We start from the raw sequence: 16,888 nt of genomic DNA on the forward strand, positions 1-16,888 counted from the left end.
CCGTAGGACGCCGGGAGCCGGCCCGCGGCGGCGGCCGCGCGCAGTGCCTCGGCCGCGGCGACGGCGTGGGCGTCCTCCTCGGCGTCGGCGCGGACACCGTACCCGTCCTCGAGATCCACCCGGAGGTCGGCGACCGGCGAGCCGGTGAGCACCCGGCGGACATGGTCGTGGACCCGCCCGGCCAGGGCCGCCGGGACGCCGGTCGCCGCCGCCAGGCCGGATGGTTCGCCGGCGTGCGCGCCGAAGGCGGCCCGGGCGGCCGCGGCCCAGTCGTCGACGACGGTCGCGGTCACCTGGTCGGCCGGCACGTAGCAGGTGTGCACCGGCTGGGAGCTGCCCGGATCCCCGGGAAAGCGGGTGGCCAGCTCGGCGTCCAGCCCGGTGAGCGGCGCGGTCAGTGCGGCGATCAGATCCGCTGGCAACGTCGGCATGCCCCCAGTCTCACCTCGGCCAGCGCCGCCGCGGGGGGCCGGCGGCGTACCTGGGCGGCGACGTTTCGACCAGTACGGTGAGGGGGTGGGCGCGGGCGAAGACGGGCATGGGAGCGGTCGCTTACCGTCCCGACGGGCGTGGTCCGCGCGCGCGTGGTGGTGCCGTCCGAGGAATGGGCGCCGGTCGAGGGACGGGTCCCGGCTGGGGGATGTCGGCCTGGTCGGTCAGGACCCGGACGTCCGCTTCAGCCTCGCCAACGAACGGACGTTCCTCGCGTGGATCCGCACGTCGCTCGCCCTGCTCGCGGGCGGCGTGGCGGTGGTCCAGGTCGTGCCCGAGTTCAGCGTCCCCGGTGCCCGGCATGTTCTGGGCGTACCGCTGATCATACTCGGCACTACCGTCGCGGCGACCAGCTACCGGCGATGGGTGATCGTCGAACGGGCGATGCGGGAGCGGCGGCCGCTGCCGGTTTCGGGACTGCCCCGGCTGCTCGCCGCCGGCGTGGCGCTGGTGAGCACGGCTGCGCTGATCTTCGTGCTGGTCGCCAGCCGAGGGGCACGGTGAGCCCTGCCGACGGCGGCGCCACCCCGGGCGGCCCCAGGGCCTGCGGCGATCGGCTGATGGTGCCGGACCGCGCCGCGGGGGAGACACAGCCGGAGCGGACCTACCTGGCCTGGCAGCGCACCGGGTTCGCGTTCGTCGGCCTGGGCGCGTTGCTCCTGCACGTCTCCTGCGGCCACGGGAATCGTCCGCTGGGATGTACGGCCGGTGCGTGGGCGCTCAGCGCTGGAGCGGCGGCATGGCTGACCGGATCGAGACGCCACCACCAGGACATGGCCGATGTCAGCAGCCGCCGGGCGAGCCCGGCCGGGGCGCTCCGATGCGTGGCGCTGGCGGCTGTGGTGTCCGGGCTGGCCGCCCTCGCGCTCGTACTGAGCTGAGCTGAGCCGAGCTGAGCCACGGTTGCGGACGGGAGCCACCGACCTGGCGGGTGACGGCCTGCCGGTGGTCGTTGTCCTCATCGCGTGACGCGTGGCTGTTGCTGGGTGATGCAGTGGACGCCGCCGCCGTAGGCGAAGACGGCCCGCCCGTCGACCGTCTCCACCCGCCGGCCCGGATACAGCCTGGCCAGCAGGTCCAGGGCGCGCTGGTCGGCCGGGTCGTCGAAGGTGCCGACCAGGACGAATCCGTTGCCGACATAGTGGTTGATGTAGGAGTAGCTGGTGGGCTGCCCGTCGAGCAGGACGGCGGGCGCGGGGATCTCGACGACGTGCAGCGGGCGGCCCGCCGCGTCCCTGCTCGCGCCCAGCAGGGCGGTCAGCTCGTGGCTTACCGCGTGGTCGGGGTGGGTGGGATCGGGCTGGGCGTGCACGGCAATGGGGCCGGTCGGCGTGAACGCGGCAACGATGTCGATATGGCCGCGGGTGCCGAGGCGGTGGTAGTCGGCGGTCAGACCACGCGGCAGCCAGACCGCGTGACGGGTGCCAAGCTGTGCGTGTATCTCGGCCCCGACCTGTTCCCGGCTCCAGCCCGGGTTCCGGCGGGGGTCGAGTTGCACCGTCTCGGTGAGCAGCACCGTCCCCGCCCCGTCGACATGGAAACCGCCGCCTTCGTTCGTGAGCGCCGAGCGGCGTGGTGTCGCGCCGGCCTGTACGGCGAGGTCCGCCCCGAGCCCGGCGTCGGCCTCCCACGTCGCCCAGTCCTGGGCGCCCCAGCCGTTGAAGACCCAGTCCACCGCCCCCAGGCGGGTCCCGTCCTCGATGGTGAACGTCGGGCCGGTGTCGCGGATCCACGCGTCGTCCAGCTCCCGTTCCACCACCCGCACACCCGGCCCGGCCAGCCGCGCCGCCACCGCGCCCTGGCCGGGGTGGGCGACGAGCGTCACCGGCTCGTACCCGGCGACCAGCCGGGCGACGCCGGCCCAGGCCGAACGGGCCGCGCCGAGCGTCTGGGAGCCCTCCGGGCCGAACGTGGCGCTGGGGGGTGGAAAGGCCATCCAGGTGCGTGCGTGCGGCTCCCACTCCGCGGGCATCCGTCGCGACAAGACGCTCACCTCCGTCCTGATGGCAGCCGCGCAGCGCGGGAGCAGGGGGGCCGGGGGCATGGGAGCATCGACGCATGCTGACGGTTACCAGTATCGGGACACGTACGTCGCCCGCGCGCGTCAGCCCTCCGGCCCGCCCCCCGTTCCGTCTCGGTGCCGTACAGCAGCGCTGGCATCGCGACCCGGCCGAACACGCGGCGGCGCTGCGTGACGGCGCGCGGATCGCGGCCGAGCTGGGAGCGGAGCTGATCTGTTTCCAGGAGCTCACCCTGTCGCGGTACTTCGCCGACGTCCGTCCGCAGGACAGCCCGGCGGCTCTCGCCGAGAGCGTCGAGGACGGGCCGACGCGCCGGTTCGCCGCTTCGCTGGCCGCGGAGCTGGACGTCCCGGTGCACGCCTCGCTCTACGAGCGGGCCGACGGCGACGGCGACGACGGCGACGACGGACTCGGCTACAACACGGCCATCGCCGTCGCGCCGGACGGCGCGCTGCTGGCGCGCACCCGCAAGCTGCACATTCCGGTTACGGCCGGCTACTACGAGGACCGTTACTTCCGTGGGGGACCCGCCGGGCCGGCGGCCTATCCGGTCCTCGGCCTGGGAGCGGCCCGGTTCGGCTTCCCCACCTGCTGGGACCAGTGGTTTCCGGAGCTGGCCCGCGCCTATTCTCTCGCCGGTGCCGACGTCCTGGTGTATCCCACGGCCATCGGCTCCGAACCGGACCACCCGGGATTCGACACCCGGCCGCTGTGGCAGCAGGTCATCGTCGGGAACGGTATCGCCAACGGCACCTTCATGGTGGCGGTCAACCGGATCGGCTCGGAAGGCACGCTGACCTTCTACGGCAGTTCGTTCATCTCGGATCCCTACGGCCGGGTTCTCGTGCAGGCCCCCCGCGACGAACCCGCCGTGCTCGTCGCCGACCTCGACCTCGACCAGAGACGTGACTGGCTCGACCTGTTCCCGTTCCTCACCACGCGCCGCCCGGACGCCTACACACCACTGGCCGAGCCCGCCACCCCCCGATAGCGCCTGTTCGAGCCGCGCCACGGGGCGGCGGCTCCGAATCTTTCCGCTGGAAAGCAAGGTCCGGCGACGACGGCGAAGGGCACGGCCATCGGCCGCCGTGAATCACTGGACGCGGAAGCTACCGTCAGGCGGAGCACCGGTGAATACGGAACGTGTGCGGCGCCGGTACCGGCCACGGTATATGTTGTGATATCCGTACCGATGACACGAGGGTTGTCGACAATCTCGGCAAGATCAGCGTCAGGTACCCATTCCTTCACTATCGGTCATGCTAGCTAGCATGACCGATAGTTCGGCATGATCAGCAGTGGGAGATCGCGATCCGTGAGGGTAGGTCGCGTACCCGAGCGGTTCTCGGTCTGGCCGGCTCGGGTTAGCCGAATCCGGGCTTCTCGGCAAGCAGACGCCTCCGCCAGTCGGCGAACCGTTGGCGCATTTCGGCGATCGCACGGGGGTCGGCGCCATACTCGGCGAACGCCGTATCGGTGATCTGTGTCAGCGCGCCGAGCGCATCAGCGAAGATCAGGGGGTCGAAGCCGGGATCGGTCGCGGCGGCCAGTTCGAGCAGGTCCTCACGCGAGTAACGACCGCTCATGATGGCGGCATCGACATCGAGAAAGTCACGCTGCATGGCGCGTCCGAACAGGGCACACATCTTGTTCGCTATGGCGTCGTCCGCATGCAGGACGGGCCCGATATCAAGCTGAATCGGATCGTGTGCCCGCCAGTCCGCAGAGAGTTCGACCTTCTCGGCCGTACCGTCGGACGGGTCGGCCACCATCAACCGAGCGAATGTTTCGGCCCGCATGGCGATCGATATCACGTACCCGGCTGCCTCCAGAGCGGAGACGACCGCCGACGTCAACTCCGGGAACTCGTTACGGCACTGCCAACTGGTGAACAGGTCGACATCCCCGCTCGGGCGGGAGCCCATCCCGTGCGCCTGGACCGCATAGCCACCCGCGAGCGCGAGCCCGTACCGTTCCCCGGCAGCCAGAGCGATCTTCGTGATCCTTTCGTGTCGGGGCTCCATGCCTGCGCCTACGCGGTGGCGGTGACCCGGCTGATTTCGGCGAGAACCGGGAATTTCTGCTCCCAGGCTCTCCTGAGCTGCGCCGGCAGCCACAGCAACGCCCACAGGCGCCGCAGCATCCCGGCGTTCAGGTACGTGTAGAGGTCCTGTGGGCTGGCCGCCTCGAGGAGGACGGCGCGGTAGAGGTCGACGACCCTGCCGGGAGCGTCAAGATCGTACTCGGCGTTGCCGGACCAGTCCAGGTGCGCTGGCAGCCGGACGACACCGGACGACGGCCCGCGCAGCAGGTCCAGGCTCCCCGCGACGGCATAGGGTCGCTGATAGCGGGACGTCGGCGCTCCACGCGTGTCAGCCATGATTACAAGCCTACCGTCAGCCGAAGACGATCGGCCGAGATGTGCCGCAAGCCCTGCCCACGCTCCGATATGAGGTGGCAGTACGGTCCTGGCGGGGTAGGGGGCGTCGAGCGGCGGCAACCGCTGGCCCTTGCTGGGTGAGAAGGCTGTCGGCTGGATCAGCGGGCGGATGCCTCCGCTACCCGTCACGCCACGGCTGGTACCAAGGCTCATCATACTAGCTAACATGATAGCTAGTATGATAGCTAGTATGATAGCTAGTATGATAGCTAGTATGATAGCTAGTATGATAGCTAGTATGTTGGTCGGTGAGGAGGGCGGATGCTCGACACCGAGCTTGCGGAGATCGTCGACAACCTTCGCGCCATCGGTGCGGACATCGCGGATGTGGAGGTGAAGAAGGCGCAGGGCGGGCTGCCGAAATCGCTGCGTGCGACCCTCTCGGGGTTCGCCAACACGCGAGGCGGCATGATCGTTCTCGGTCTGGACGAAACCCAAGGCTTCGCCGCGACGGGGCTTCCCGATCCGGCGAGGCTTGCCGCTGATCTCGGCTGCATGTGTGCCGAGGACATGGAGCCTCCGTTGCGGCCGTTGATCAAGATTCATGACTTCGAGGGTGCCCAGGTTCTGGTCGCCGAGGTCCCCGAGCTCGGCTCCGCTCAGAAGCCCTGCTACTCGCGTGGGGCCGGCATCACCAAGGGCAGCTACGTCAGAGTGGGCGACGGAGATCGTCGGCTGTCGGCCTATGAGGTCCAGATGATGCTGTCCGCACGCGGTCAGCCCCGTGAGGACGAGCAGCCCGTCCTTGGCGCCAGCATCGATCATCTAGATGCGGTCGGCGTCGACGCGCTGATCGCACGACTGAGGATCAGCAGGCCATATGCGTTCCAGGATCTGGACCGGTTGGCGGTACTGCGTCGGGCCAAGGTTCTTGTGCCCGGAGACGGCGGCGATGATGTGGTCTCGCTGGGCGGGCTGCTTGCGCTGGGCAGGTATCCACAGGAGCATTTCCCGCAACTTGTGGTCACGTTCGTCCACTACCCGACCGAGACCGGTGGCCGGTCCACCGAGAGATTCCTGGATAATGTGACATTGGAAGGCTCGGTCCCGGTCATGGTCCGCGACACACTGGCGGTCGTCCGCCGGAACATGTCTCGCCGGGCGGTCATCGCGGGTGCGGGCCGGCAGGACGTCTGGGAGTATCCCGAGACCGCGCTGCGCGAAGTCATCGTCAACGCCCTGGTCCATCGTGACCTGTCCAGTGGCGCCCGAGGTACCCAGGTCCAGGTCGAGATGTACCCCGATCGTCTGGTGGTCCGTAATCCTGGTGGGCTTTTCGGTCCCGTCACGGTCGACAGCCTTGGTGAGGAGGGCATCTCCTCGGCCCGTAACGCCGCACTTATCAAGATTCTCGAGGACATACCACTGCCTGGTGAGACCCGCGCTGTCTGTGAGAACCGAGGGTCGGGCATTCGTGCCATGCGCGACTCGCTGCTTGCCGCGGGCATGAGCCCGCCGGATTTCGATGACAGAATTTCGTCTTTCGCTGTCGTCCTGCCCAACCACACCTTGCTGAGTGAGGAGGCCGTCGGTTGGATCAGCGGGTTGGAGGAAAAGGGCCTGACCGACAGCCAGTGCATCGCGCTTGCGCTGTTGCGCCAGGATGGCCTCCTCGACAACCGCGCCTACCGCGACGCGACTGGCGTCGACTCCCGCGTCGCCACCAGCGAACTGCAGGATCTGGTCGCTCGTGAACTCGTCACGCAGATCGGAAGCCGTCGCTGGGCCAGATACGAGCTGTCCTGGCGAACGGCGCCGGCGAAAAGCCAGTCCGCCCGGGCCGATCGCAGACCGGAACTGCTCCTCGCCCTCGGTGGCAAGGCTCTTTCGCGCTCCGAGCTCGTCACACGAACCGGTCTTGGTGATCAGGCCGTCCTTCGGTGGCTGAAAATCATGCGAGAAGAAGGCCTGGTCGAAATCGTCGGCAGCAGCTCCAGGAGCAGACATGTGCGCTACCGCCGCACACGCCAGGGCCAGCTTTTCCGCCCCGAAGACACAGATCGTGACTGATCACTCCCATGTGTAGGGTCGTTCTGCGGCTGAACGACCCTGCGGTCGCCGCGGATCCGGACGCGGCGCCGCGCCGCGCCGCGCCCATGAGCCTGTCCTCCTTGACGCGTGGCAGGAGGTGCCGGCGGTCCTGGGCGCGGTCAAGCGGGCGGTCGATGACGACCCTCGTCCCGGCCGGTTCCTTCTCACGGGCAGCGTCGAAGCCGACTTCACCACACGCCAGTGGCCCGGAACGGGGCGTGTCGTCCGGCTGGTGCTGCACGGGCTCACCGAACGGGAGATCACCCGCTCCATCGATCAGCCGGGCCTGCTCGATCTGCTATTGGGCCCGGACATCTCGCGCCTGAGCATCGCCGGCACACCCCCGAGCCTGGACGACTACGTCGACCTCGCATTGAGGAGCGGCTTCCCCGAAGCCGCGCTGAACCTGAGCGCACCCGCGCGGCTCGCCTGGCTGGACGCCTACGTCGATCATGTCGTCACCCGGGACGTGCTTGCGGTGGGGGAACAGCGTGATCCCGTCCGGCTGCACCACCTCCGCTCCCGTGACGGTCAGGAGGTCGATGTCGTCATAGACCTCGGAGGAGGCCAGGTGATCGCAATTGAGATCAGGGCCTCCTCGGTGCCGACGGTCCGGGACGCCCGTCACCTCGGGTGGCTCCGTGACCATCTTGGCCAGGACTTCCGCGCGGGAGTCGTGTTCCACACCGGTCCGATGCCTTTCGAGCTCGGCGACCGGATCTGGGCACTGCCCATCTGCGCTCTGTGGGCGGCCCGAGCGGAATAGCCGGCCCGGCGCCGGCGTGCCCGTGGTCGCGATGTGCTCCGGAAGTCTCATCGTGAACTGATCGACCGCTGTCCGTGAGAGCCGCGGGCCGGGGAGACGCCTGACAGCGAGTTGTGAATGTCGGGCAACTCACCGACCGCCGCACTCTACCTTCGTCGAGGAGACATCGATCGATCCGGAAGGGTGACGCATCCGTTTGCCTGCCATGTCCAGTCTGCCGGGGGTGCTCGCCATCGACACCGGCAACAGCAAGACCGACGTCCTGCTGGTCGGCGCGGACGGCGCCGTCCTGGGCAGTGCCCGTGGCGGTGGCTTCCGGCCGCAGCTGATCGGGGCACAGGCCGCGGTCGCCATGCTGGCGCCGCTGGTCCGGGCCGCCGCCGCGCGGGCCGGGCTGCCGCCGGAGAAGAACCCGGTGGCCGAGCACACCAGCGCCTGCCTGGCCAACGCCGATCTGCCGGTGGAGGAGGAGCGGCTGCGGAAGGCCGTCGAAGAGCAGGGCTGGACGCGGTCGGTGGCCGTTCGTAACGACACCTTCGCTGTGCTGAGGGCCGGGACGGACGACGCGTGCGGGGCCGCGGTGGTCTGCGGCGCCGGAGTCAACTGCGTGGGCCTGCTGCCGGACGGCCGGACGGTCCGTTTCCCCGCCCTCGGACGGCTGACCGGTGACTGGGGTGGCGGTGAGGTGCTGGCGGTGGAGTGCATGTGGCATGCCGTCCGGGCGGAGGACGGTCGTGGTGCGGCGACCGCGCTCGCGTCCGCCATCGCCGCGCACTTCGACCTGCCGAGCGCGACCCGTGTCGCCGAGGCGGTCCACCTCGGCGAGCTGGAGCGGGCCAGGCTGCATGAGATCATCCCACTTCTGTTCGCCACGGCCACGGCCGGCGACGCGGCCGCGCTCGGCCTGATCGACCGTCAGGCCGATGAGATCGTCCGGCTCGCTCTGGTGGCGCTCACCCGGCTGGGCCGGCTCGACATGCCCACTCCGCTCGTCCTGGGCGGTGGCATGCTGACCTCCCACCAGCCGCTGCTGTTGGACAACATCACCGCCCGGTTGGCCACCCGCGCACCGCTCGCCGAGATCCGGCTGGTGGTCGCCCCACCGGTCGTCGGTGCCGCGCTCCTGGGCCTCGACCACCTCTCGGCTGTCCGACCCGGCTCCCCGGACGACCGGTCTCCCGGTGACCGCGGTGAGGCTCAGGATCGGTTGCGTGCCGCGTACCCGGCGCCGTTGCCGTGGCCACCGCTCTGAACAGGGGCCCGCCGGGAGGGCCCGGAGGCGCGCTCCGTTCCCCGGATGGCAGAAATGATCTCTGTTGCCCACGCCGTCGGATGACGGTGGCCGAGCCGGCGGGCGAGGTCGGCCAGGCGTGCCCGCCGTTCGGCCGGCGTGAGCGACAGCGCCAGGGCCAGCCGGTCGGCGAGGTCGTCGAGGGAGTAGGGGTCGGTGAGCACCGCCGCTGTTCCCAGCTCCTCCGCCGCTCCGATGTGCCGGGAGAGCACCAGTACGCCGGAACCGCCGACCGCTGCCTGGACGGCGACGTATTCCTTGGCCGTCAGGTTCATCCCGTCCTGGAAGGAGGTGACCCACAGGACGTCGGCGGCAAGGTAGTTGTCGACGACCTCGGTGAAGGAGAGCGAACGGGGCAGGTAGTCGATGGGCTCCCAGCCGTCCTCGCCCCAGGCCCGGTTGACCTCGGCGATCCGTCGCTCGAGCTTCCGCCGTGTCGAGTCGTAGGCGGCGATGCCGGGCTCGGGTGGGGCGCAGATCAGTCGGACGCGAAGGCGCCCGCGCAGCTCGGGGCGGCGGGCGAGCAGCATCGCGACCGCTTCGACCTTCTCGACCGGGGCCTTGGTGTAGTCCAGGCGCTCGACGGAGAGCACCAGCTGGCCGCCCTGCCGGCGGATGCGCGGGGCTCGGCCATGGGCGAGCGCCTCGATGGCGTCGTGGTCGACGCCGAGTGGGTGGACGCCGATCCTCGGTAGCCGCGGGCTGCCCGCGAGGACGGACCGGAAACGTCCGGCAAAGGTCGTGGTGTGGAATCCGGCCCAGTCCAGGCAGCTGAGCGAGGCACGGATCTCCTCGGCGGTCGGCAGGGCGGCGAACATCTCCGGCGGTGGGAAGGGCGTGTGGTGGAACAGCCCCACCCGCAGGTCCGGTCGCCTTCCGCGGAGGATGCCCGGTACCAGCCAGAGGTTGTAGTCGTGCAACCAGACCGTGCCGCCTTGCGCCGCCTCGCTGTCGATGTGCTCGGCGAAACGCCTGTTGACCGTCCGGTACTGCTCCCAGGCGAGCGGGTTGAAGCACAACCGTTCGGGTTGTGACATCAGTACCGGCCAGAGCGTTTCCTTGCATGCCTGGTGGAAGTAGGCACGCCATTCGTCCGGTCGCAGCGGGAGGAAGGAGAGCGGGATTTTGATGTTGCGCCCGTCGGGGAGGGCTGTGCGTTCCGGCTGTTCCAGGACTGCCTGCCCCAGGAGCGCCTGCTCCGCAACCGTCTGCTCCGCAACGGCGGCGGCCACCCAGACGGCCTCCATACCTGCGCTGAAGAGACTGAGCAGGGTGGGCAGGATGCCGTTCGGGCTCGACGGTTCCCGCTGGTCGGCGTCGGGGGCCCAGATGGCCGGCGGGCGATGGTAGCCGATCACGAGTGGGGATCGGGCCTCGACCCAGCCCAGCTTCAGCAGTGCCTGTAACACGCCCGCGGCGCCGGGCTGCCGGGGCCGGTGGACGCCGTCCTGGCCGTCCAGCGCGGCGATCAGCGCTGGTTCGGAGTTGCCGACCGCCACGCCGTGCGTACCGGTCCGGAACATGGACAGGTCGTTGAGGCTGTCCCCGGCGACCAGGATCGAGGCTGTCGGCCAGCCCTGCGAGCGGGCGAGAGCGGTCAGCGCGTTGCCCTTGGAGACGCCCCTGGGCAGGACGTCGAAGTAGCGGTCCGCCGAGTAGCTCCAGGTGCAGCCGAGTGCCTCCACCATGTCGGTGACGGCCGGTGTGAGATCTTCGGGGTGGAGGAAGAACGAGCAGCGGCCCTCCTGCGGCACGCCGTCCTGGTAGGTCAGTGCGGGGAAGCGGCGCAGCGCGGTGCGTACGCGCGCGGTTCCGGGCCAGTCGGCTCGCAGCTTGCTCTGCAGCGGTTGGACAGGTGTGTGGTCGACGCCGTCGAGCACGGTGGCACCGACGTCGGCGATGATCCAGCGGGGCCTGGGCACCAGCGGGTCGTCCAGCGCCTCGCGGATGGCGGGCAGAGCGCGCCCGGTGGCGAAGACGACCACCACCTCGGGGTGGCGGTTCAGGGCGTCGCGCAGGCGCCGCCGGTCGGTCACGTCTCCTGCGAGCAGGGTTCCATCGAGGTCGGTGACCAGGATTGGCACACAGGTTCCCTTCGTGACAAGGGTGCCTGCCGCGCGAGGAGCGTACGGCTCATCGCCGTGCCCCCCACCACACCCACTGGCGTTGACCGAACAACTGTTTTACTCCAGGAGAACCAGAAGTGACGACGGAGAGTCGGGAAGGTGACACTAGCTGTCATTGCACGGTCGCGGACGAGAGCCGTCGGCCGTGGGCCGGTGGGCTGCCCGGGGCCTGTCGCCCGGCTGCCGGCGCACCTGGGCTGGTCCGGCGACGCCGAGCGCGATCTTGGCGCTCCCGGCAGGATTGTCGCAAACATGGACGGCCCCCGATTTCCAATGTCATGGCTGAATTTCACCGGCATCCTTTCTCGGCCGGGAATCCCGTGTGGTCGTCCGGGATTTTTTGGCGGACGTGCGCCGAGGACGGGCCGGAATGATATGTCTGTCAGGCATCCGGGTGGATCGGCCCGTGGGTCACTCTGTATGTAAGCGGTTGTACGCTCTGGGCTGGTGGGCCCAAACCCTGCCCACGCCCTGCCGGCACGGATTTCGTTGTCGCGGATCTCCGCTTTGCGGATCTTGGTGCCGCAGGTGTAGCCGGGCCGGCCGGATCGTTCTCCGTGCCTCGTCGGATGGATATGCGCATGTGCCCTGGTGAGATGGTGTCGGCGATCGGCACGGCCGTTCCATGGCGCGTTTCACGCCGGTCCGGCGGCAAACGGCGGACTGTCCGATGAGCGAGCGAGTGGCCATCTCCCGAAGCCGGGAGGAACCGGTCCGGCGGCTGCTGACGGAGTGCCTGGACCGCTCCGGTGAGGCGCGGAACCGTGACCTGCCGGTTGTCCTGCTGCTCGGGCCCCCGGGCATTGGCCGCAGTGCCGTGCTCGACGAGATCGAACGATGGTGCGCGGCTGTGCCGCGCGTCCGGCTGAATCTGGGCGGGACGGGACGGCGGCCGGCGCCGGGGCGCGATGTCTCCCCGGCCCGCGAGATTCTGGTCCGGACCGCTTTCGGCCTTGCCGGGAAGGTGCCCGGTTATCGGCGTGTCACTTTCGACCGGCTCTACACCTGCCTGCTTGTCCTCGGCAGCGAGCTGGAGCTGAACGATCGTATCCAGACCCTGCACCAGATCACCAGGCTGCTGCGCGACCGGACCTGGGCGGAGCGCAACCGCGACGACATCATCAGGATCGTCAGCCCGGTGCTCGCCTCGTCGGAACTGCCGGATGTGGCGTCCGCCGCGGTGACCGTCCTCGCCTCCATGCAGTGGCGGGCCCGGCTGGGCGGCCGGCGGACCTGGCCCTTCCAACGGGCGGAGCGCTCGCGGCGGACCGCCGAGCCGATCAGCCCGGACGCCCTGGCCGACCTGGTCGCGCTCCGGAACGCCGACGACGAATCGCGCCAGGAGGTGGAACGGCTGCTGGTGAAAATGTTTCTCGCCGATCTGTACGACGCTTTCACCGCCGGCCGGCGGGCCGGCGGCGACCTGTTCAACTGCGTTCTGCTGCTGGACAACGTCCACCATTCCCCCGGCGGCCGGGAGTTTCTTCACCTGCTCGTGGAAGAACGCCATCAACGGGCTTCGGAGGGCGCCGGCACCTGCGACCCGCTGGTCGTGATCGTGACCAGCCGGGGGTGGAACCCGGTCCGCGACGGCACTCCGGGGGGCCGGATACGCCCGCTCGACGCGGCGGGTTACGCGAACTGGGCCCGCGGCCGGCGCGCGGACGCGCACGAAGCGGGATCATGGTGGTATCCGGTGGCGTTACCCGACCTCACGGCGAACGACGTCAGCCTGCTGGTCAGACGCGCCGACCTGCCCGACCGGTGGCGCCGGCTGGCAACGGACCTGCACCGCGTCACCGACGGTCATCCGGGAACGGCCAACCATGTGCTGCGAGGGTTACGGATCGTCGCCCGCCGTCGTCCACCGGAACCGGCGGAGGAGAACAGCCGCTGCCTGCTGGAGATCGAGAGTGGGGAGCACGGGCCCGGCGCGTCGCGCCGCACACTCGGCGGGGAGGCTCTGGAGCACTGGCTCGCCCCCTTCACGGAACTCCAGCGGAAGATGCTGGTCACCTGTGCCGCGCCACAGCGCGTCGAGCCCAGTTCGATACACGCGGCGCTGGGCCGGACGTCCGACATCCAGAGCCGGCAGGCCCTGTTACAGGCTCTTCAGGAGAACATGTGCGCGTGGGAGACCGACGGCAGGCTGGTGCTCCGCCCGGTGCTGCGCCGCCTGCTGTTGCAGGACCTGCGGGCCCGTGCCGATGACGACCGGGACGGCTGGCGCAACGTCCACCATCGGCTGCGGGACCATTACCGGCGGCCTCGACCGGACAGCGGCCCGGGGCATGTGACGGCGGCCCTTTATCACGAGCTCGCCACCGACGAACTGACCCCGGTCGTGGAGCATGTGCGGGCCGGCCTGGCGGCGGTGTCGCCCGACGGGCGGTGGGACGGCCACCGATGGTGGAGCGAACTGGCCGGGATCACCCGGGCGCCGATGTCGCCGGCGGTCATGGCCGCCCTGGCCACGCCCGATCCCATGGAGACGCTGGGGCCGTGGTGGCGCGGCGGGCCGGACGTCCATCTCGCTCGCCTCGTGCTGGCCTGCTGGCTGGCCACCAAGCCGTCCGCGCACGAGTCCGTACTGCACGAGGCCCAGATTCCGGGCGCTCTCAACGCGTTGGCCGCGGTCCCCGGATATGAACACGCCTACGATTTCCTGCTGAACCTGGCGTGGCGATATCAGCGCGGCGAACGGCCGGCCGACCGTACTGACCCGGAGGTGTGATCAGCGACCATGCCCAACAACAGCCGATCCCGTTGGAGAGGGTTCTTCGGGCGTCACGAGCCGGCGCCCGGTGTCATCGTTCCGGACTTCTTCAGGAGACGGAGACGCCGCCGGATCATCTTGTTAGTGATCGTCCTGCTGGTCGCACTCGGGGTGCCCGCCGCCATCTTCATGCGACTGGTGTTTTCGGACGACTGTGCCGCGGGCGTGGTGCGCCACGACGGCGAATGCGTCGGCGTCACCGACGGCGGTTACGTTTTCGCCCAGGAGCTCAGGGACGTCGAAAAAGCGATCAGAGAAGAGAACGACTGGGTCGCGAAGCAGCGCAACCGGGTGAGCGTGTCCATCGCCTACGTCTTTCCACTGCGGTTCAACGGGTCGAACGTCGCTGCCGACACGCGGTCACTCCGGCGCGACTTGGAAGGAGCGTTCGTCGCCCAGTACGCGGCCAATCACGACACCATGACCGAGCAGCCGCTGATCCGGCTGCTGCTGGCCAACACGGGCACCAACAGCACCAGGTGGAAGCCGGTGGTCGAGGATCTCGCGAAACGTGTCGCCGGGAAGGACCATCTGGTGGCGACGGTCGGCCTCGGGCCGAGCCTGAGTGCCACCCGGGATGCTGTCCGCCGACTTGCGGAGCTGGGAATTCCGCAGATCAGCGCCATTATGACGTCGGACGATCTGGTGGAGATCCCGACGCTGCGGCGGGTTCCCCCGCCGAACCACGTCGAGGTGGCAGCCGTCATCGACCACGCGCGAAAGACGGCCAACCGGGCGATGCTGGTCCAGGACACGAACCCCGACGATCTCTACCCCGGGACCCTTGCCGACACCTTCAGCAGCAGATATCCGGACGCGGCGAATCGTCTTGTCGGCCAGGTCGAGCAGTACAATTCGAAACTGGGCGCGACGGCCACCACATTTGTCCAGATGTTGCCGAACATCTGCAGCGAGCGACCCGGAATCGTGTATTTCGCCGGCCGGGACGCGGAACTCAGGGATTTCCTCAAGGTGCTGGCCAGGCGTAACTGCCTGGGTGACCACATCACGGTGCTGACCGGTGACGACGCCAGCGGCCTCGAGGGTGACAGGTCGCTCGACCAGACGCTGGCCGCGAACATCAGCGTCCTGTTCACCGCGCTCGCGCATCCCGGCGCCTGGCAGGCCCCGGATGCTGACTCCTTCTTCAACCGGACGACAGTCGCTCGATTTCAGGACCCCACCGGTGTTTTCCAGCAGAGATTTCCGAACGAGACGCTGGACGACGGTGAGGTGATAACGTCACACGACGCTGTCCTGGTGGCTGTCACCGCTGTCAGGTATGCGGCTGTCGGCGGCCATCTCCAGGTCACCCCGGCCGATGTCGAGCAGACCCTGAATCGGCTGCACGGCAATCTGAAGGTTGCCGGGGCCGGCGGTTATCTTTCCTTCGACAACGCCGGCAGCCCGATAGGAAAGCCGATACCACTGGTCAGTATCAACCCGGGCGGGGTGCTGGCCTTCCGGGAGCTGCTGCCGCCAGCACCCTGACAGCCTGCCGTGGACCTGGGCCGCCCGAACGGCCACGGCCATGGCCACGGCTGCAAGCCACGGCCGCAGCCGCGGACTTCGGCACAACCATCCGTTCAACGCAGCCACCCGTTCAGCGGCGGAAGCGCCCGTCGGCGAGATGGCGTCAGGTGCCGTTGCCGGCTTCCATGACGTCGGCGTGGCCGACCAGCGTCCCGGCTCGGTCGATGACGATCACCTCGACCCGCACGGCCGCCCCGCGCAGCACGTCGAGCGCGGTGCGGCGGGCGTCCGCCGCGATGAGGTCGCCGAGCGGGACGCCGGCGGCCAGGCAGAGCCGCAGCGCGCCCAGCGCGGTGTTCGCAGTCTCGACGCGCCTGGAGAGTTCCGCGCCGCCGCCGGCGGCGCGGGCCAGCGTGGCGAGGGCGGCCAGGTCGACCTGGGAGCGTCCGGAGTGCAGGTCGAGATGACCGGCGGCGAGCTTGGCGAGCTTGCCGACACCGCCGACGATGGTCAGATGCGGGATCGGGTGGCGGCGCAGGTACTTCAGCACGGCGCCGGCGAAGTCGCCCATGTCGAGCAGCGCGTCGTCGGGCAGGCCGTGCAGCCGGCGGGCCACCTCCTCGGAGGTGCTGCCGGTGCAGGCCGCGACATGCCGGTGGCCGGCGGCGCGGGCCACGTCGATGCCGCGCCGGATGCTGTCGATCCACGCCGAGCAGGAGTAGGGCACGACGATGCCGGTGGTGCCGAGGATCGACAGGCCGCCGATGATGCCCAGCCGCGGGTTCCAGGTGTGCCGCGCGATCTCGGCCCCGTTGTCGACCCCGATCGTGATCTCCACGTCGACGGCCGCGTTCACGGCGCCGTCCGTGTCGTCCGCACCGTCCGCGTCGCCGCCGACGATGCTGACGGCGCGGATGTGGCCGGCGGCGCCGGTGTGGGTGGTGTGGCCGGTGTGGGTGGCGGCGACCGCGGCCAGCGCGGCGCGCATCATCCGCCGCGGCACCGGGTTGATGGCCGGCTCGCCGACGGCCAGCGGCAGGCCGGGCCGGGTGACCGTGCCGACTCCCGGGCCGGCGCGGAACACCACCCCGGCCCGGGGCGCGGCCAGCCGGACACGGGCGTGCACGAGGGCACCATGGGTGACGTCCGGGTCGTCACCGGCGTCCTTGACGACGGCGGCGGTGGCGGCGCCGGGGGTCAGCTCCTCCCAGGCCAGGGCGAAGGCCGGGCGCTGACCACCCGGCAGGGTGATCGTCACCGGGTCGGGGAACTCGCCGGTGAGCAGCGCGGTGTAGGCGGCGGTGGCCGCGGCCGTGGCGCAGGCGCCGGTCGTCCAGCCGTAGCGCAGCTCCCCGCGCGGCTGCCGGCTCCCGCGACGTCCGGCGGGCTCCGCTTCGTTCATGGCCGTCCCGCCGAGCCTGGCTGTCCGGCCGGGTCAGGCCCCGCCGGGTCAGGCCAGGCCAGGTCAGGCC

The 16,888-nt window shown here is 69.8% G+C and carries 14 protein-coding genes; 8 read left to right on the forward strand and 6 right to left on the reverse strand.

What is annotated here, in order from left to right; all coding sequences use genetic code 11:
- Positions 1–431, reverse strand: a 431-nt coding sequence (locus tag NBX02_RS05810; protein WP_445548288.1) for a DUF6986 family protein, incomplete at its 3' end; no start/stop codon positions are given.
- Positions 432–516: 85 nt separating this feature from the next.
- Between NBX02_RS05810 and NBX02_RS05815 the strand changes: the two genes are divergently transcribed.
- Both NBX02_RS05815 and NBX02_RS05820 read left to right on the forward strand, forming a co-directional pair.
- Positions 517–996, forward strand: coding sequence for a DUF202 domain-containing protein (locus NBX02_RS05815; RefSeq protein ID WP_250286296.1), 480 nt, complete (start codon positions 517–519; stop codon positions 994–996).
- Entirely contained in the window at positions 993–1,373 is a 381-nt protein-coding gene (locus NBX02_RS05820; protein ID WP_250286298.1) for a DUF202 domain-containing protein, read from the forward strand. Before NBX02_RS05815 ends, NBX02_RS05820 begins: the two co-directional genes overlap by 4 nt.
- Positions 1,374–1,450: 77 nt before the next feature.
- On the opposite strand, the gene NBX02_RS05825 is transcribed toward NBX02_RS05820, so the two are convergent.
- Positions 1,451–2,536, reverse strand: coding sequence for an agmatine deiminase family protein (locus tag NBX02_RS05825; RefSeq protein WP_445548289.1), 1,086 nt, complete (start codon positions 2,534–2,536; stop codon positions 1,451–1,453).
- A 14-nt stretch (positions 2,537–2,550) separates the two neighbouring features.
- On the opposite strand from NBX02_RS05825, the gene NBX02_RS05830 reads away from it, so the two are divergent.
- Positions 2,551–3,504 carry a nitrilase-related carbon-nitrogen hydrolase gene (locus tag NBX02_RS05830; RefSeq protein ID WP_250286302.1) on the forward strand — a complete coding sequence of 318 codons (954 nt, stop codon included), beginning with the start codon at positions 2,551–2,553 and terminating at the stop codon, positions 3,502–3,504.
- Positions 3,505–3,877: 373 nt separating this feature from the next.
- Here the strand turns inward: NBX02_RS05830 and NBX02_RS05835 are convergent, their stop codons facing one another.
- The gene (locus NBX02_RS05835; protein ID WP_250286304.1) at positions 3,878–4,537 is read right to left on the reverse strand and encodes a nucleotidyl transferase AbiEii/AbiGii toxin family protein; all 660 of its coding nucleotides are present in this window, start codon (positions 4,535–4,537) and stop codon (positions 3,878–3,880) included.
- 8 nt (positions 4,538–4,545) lie between these two features.
- On the reverse strand, positions 4,546–4,893 hold the full coding sequence (locus NBX02_RS05840; protein ID WP_250286307.1) for a hypothetical protein: 348 nt from the start codon (positions 4,891–4,893) through the stop codon (positions 4,546–4,548).
- A gap of 321 nt (positions 4,894–5,214) precedes the next feature.
- Between NBX02_RS05840 and NBX02_RS05845 the strand changes: the two genes are divergently transcribed.
- From NBX02_RS05845 to NBX02_RS05855, 3 genes are all read left to right on the forward strand, one after another.
- Positions 5,215–6,963, forward strand: a complete 1,749-nt coding sequence (locus NBX02_RS05845; protein ID WP_250286308.1) for an ATP-binding protein — start codon at positions 5,215–5,217, stop codon at positions 6,961–6,963.
- A 118-nt stretch (positions 6,964–7,081) separates the two neighbouring features.
- The gene (locus NBX02_RS05850) at positions 7,082–7,750 is read left to right on the forward strand and encodes a DUF4143 domain-containing protein (protein WP_250290327.1); all 669 of its coding nucleotides are present in this window, start codon (positions 7,082–7,084) and stop codon (positions 7,748–7,750) included.
- Positions 7,751–7,955: 205 nt separating this feature from the next.
- Complete coding sequence (locus NBX02_RS05855; RefSeq protein ID WP_250282898.1) at positions 7,956–9,002, forward strand: BadF/BadG/BcrA/BcrD ATPase family protein; 1,047 nt, start codon at positions 7,956–7,958, stop codon at positions 9,000–9,002.
- On the opposite strand, the gene NBX02_RS05860 is transcribed toward NBX02_RS05855, so the two are convergent.
- Positions 8,948–11,125: a trehalose-6-phosphate synthase gene (locus tag NBX02_RS05860; protein ID WP_250282899.1), complete on the reverse strand. Its 2,178-nt coding sequence runs from the start codon at positions 11,123–11,125 to the stop codon at positions 8,948–8,950. The two genes, NBX02_RS05855 and NBX02_RS05860, sit on opposite strands and share 55 nt — an antisense overlap.
- A 712-nt stretch (positions 11,126–11,837) precedes the next feature.
- On the opposite strand from NBX02_RS05860, the gene NBX02_RS05865 reads away from it, so the two are divergent.
- Positions 11,838–13,901, forward strand: coding sequence for a hypothetical protein (locus NBX02_RS05865; RefSeq protein ID WP_250290329.1), 2,064 nt, complete (start codon positions 11,838–11,840; stop codon positions 13,899–13,901).
- A gap of 120 nt (positions 13,902–14,021) precedes the next feature.
- The gene (locus NBX02_RS05870) at positions 14,022–15,434 is read left to right on the forward strand and encodes a hypothetical protein (RefSeq protein ID WP_250282902.1); all 1,413 of its coding nucleotides are present in this window, start codon (positions 14,022–14,024) and stop codon (positions 15,432–15,434) included.
- Between the two features lie 145 nt (positions 15,435–15,579).
- Here the strand turns inward: NBX02_RS05870 and NBX02_RS05875 are convergent, their stop codons facing one another.
- Entirely contained in the window at positions 15,580–16,818 is a 1,239-nt protein-coding gene (locus NBX02_RS05875) for a cobalt-precorrin-5B (C(1))-methyltransferase (RefSeq protein WP_250290330.1), read from the reverse strand.
- Positions 16,819–16,888 lie beyond the last annotated feature (70 nt).

It is taken from the genome of Protofrankia sp. CiP1_Cm_nod1 (assembly GCF_920888515.1).
Lineage (GTDB): Bacteria > Actinomycetota > Actinomycetes > Frankiales > Frankiaceae > Protofrankia.

Excerpts from the sequence above, each read along its gene's own strand:
- NBX02_RS05865 (WP_250290329.1), top strand. The coding sequence starts at position 11,838 with ATGAGCGAGCGAGTGGCCATCTCCCGAAGCCGGGAGGAACCGGTCCGG.
- NBX02_RS05835 (WP_250286304.1), bottom strand. The coding sequence starts at position 4,537 with ATGGAGCCCCGACACGAAAGGATCACGAAGATCGCTCTGGCTGCCGGG.
- NBX02_RS05825 (WP_445548289.1), bottom strand. The coding sequence starts at position 2,536 with ATGCCCCCGGCCCCCCTGCTCCCGCGCTGCGCGGCTGCCATCAGGACG.
- NBX02_RS05845 (WP_250286308.1), top strand. The coding sequence starts at position 5,215 with ATGCTCGACACCGAGCTTGCGGAGATCGTCGACAACCTTCGCGCCATC.
- NBX02_RS05840 (WP_250286307.1), bottom strand. The coding sequence starts at position 4,893 with ATGGCTGACACGCGTGGAGCGCCGACGTCCCGCTATCAGCGACCCTAT.
- NBX02_RS05855 (WP_250282898.1), top strand. The coding sequence starts at position 7,956 with ATGTCCAGTCTGCCGGGGGTGCTCGCCATCGACACCGGCAACAGCAAG.
- NBX02_RS05830 (WP_250286302.1), top strand. The coding sequence starts at position 2,551 with ATGCTGACGGTTACCAGTATCGGGACACGTACGTCGCCCGCGCGCGTC.
- NBX02_RS05875 (WP_250290330.1), bottom strand. The coding sequence starts at position 16,818 with ATGAACGAAGCGGAGCCCGCCGGACGTCGCGGGAGCCGGCAGCCGCGC.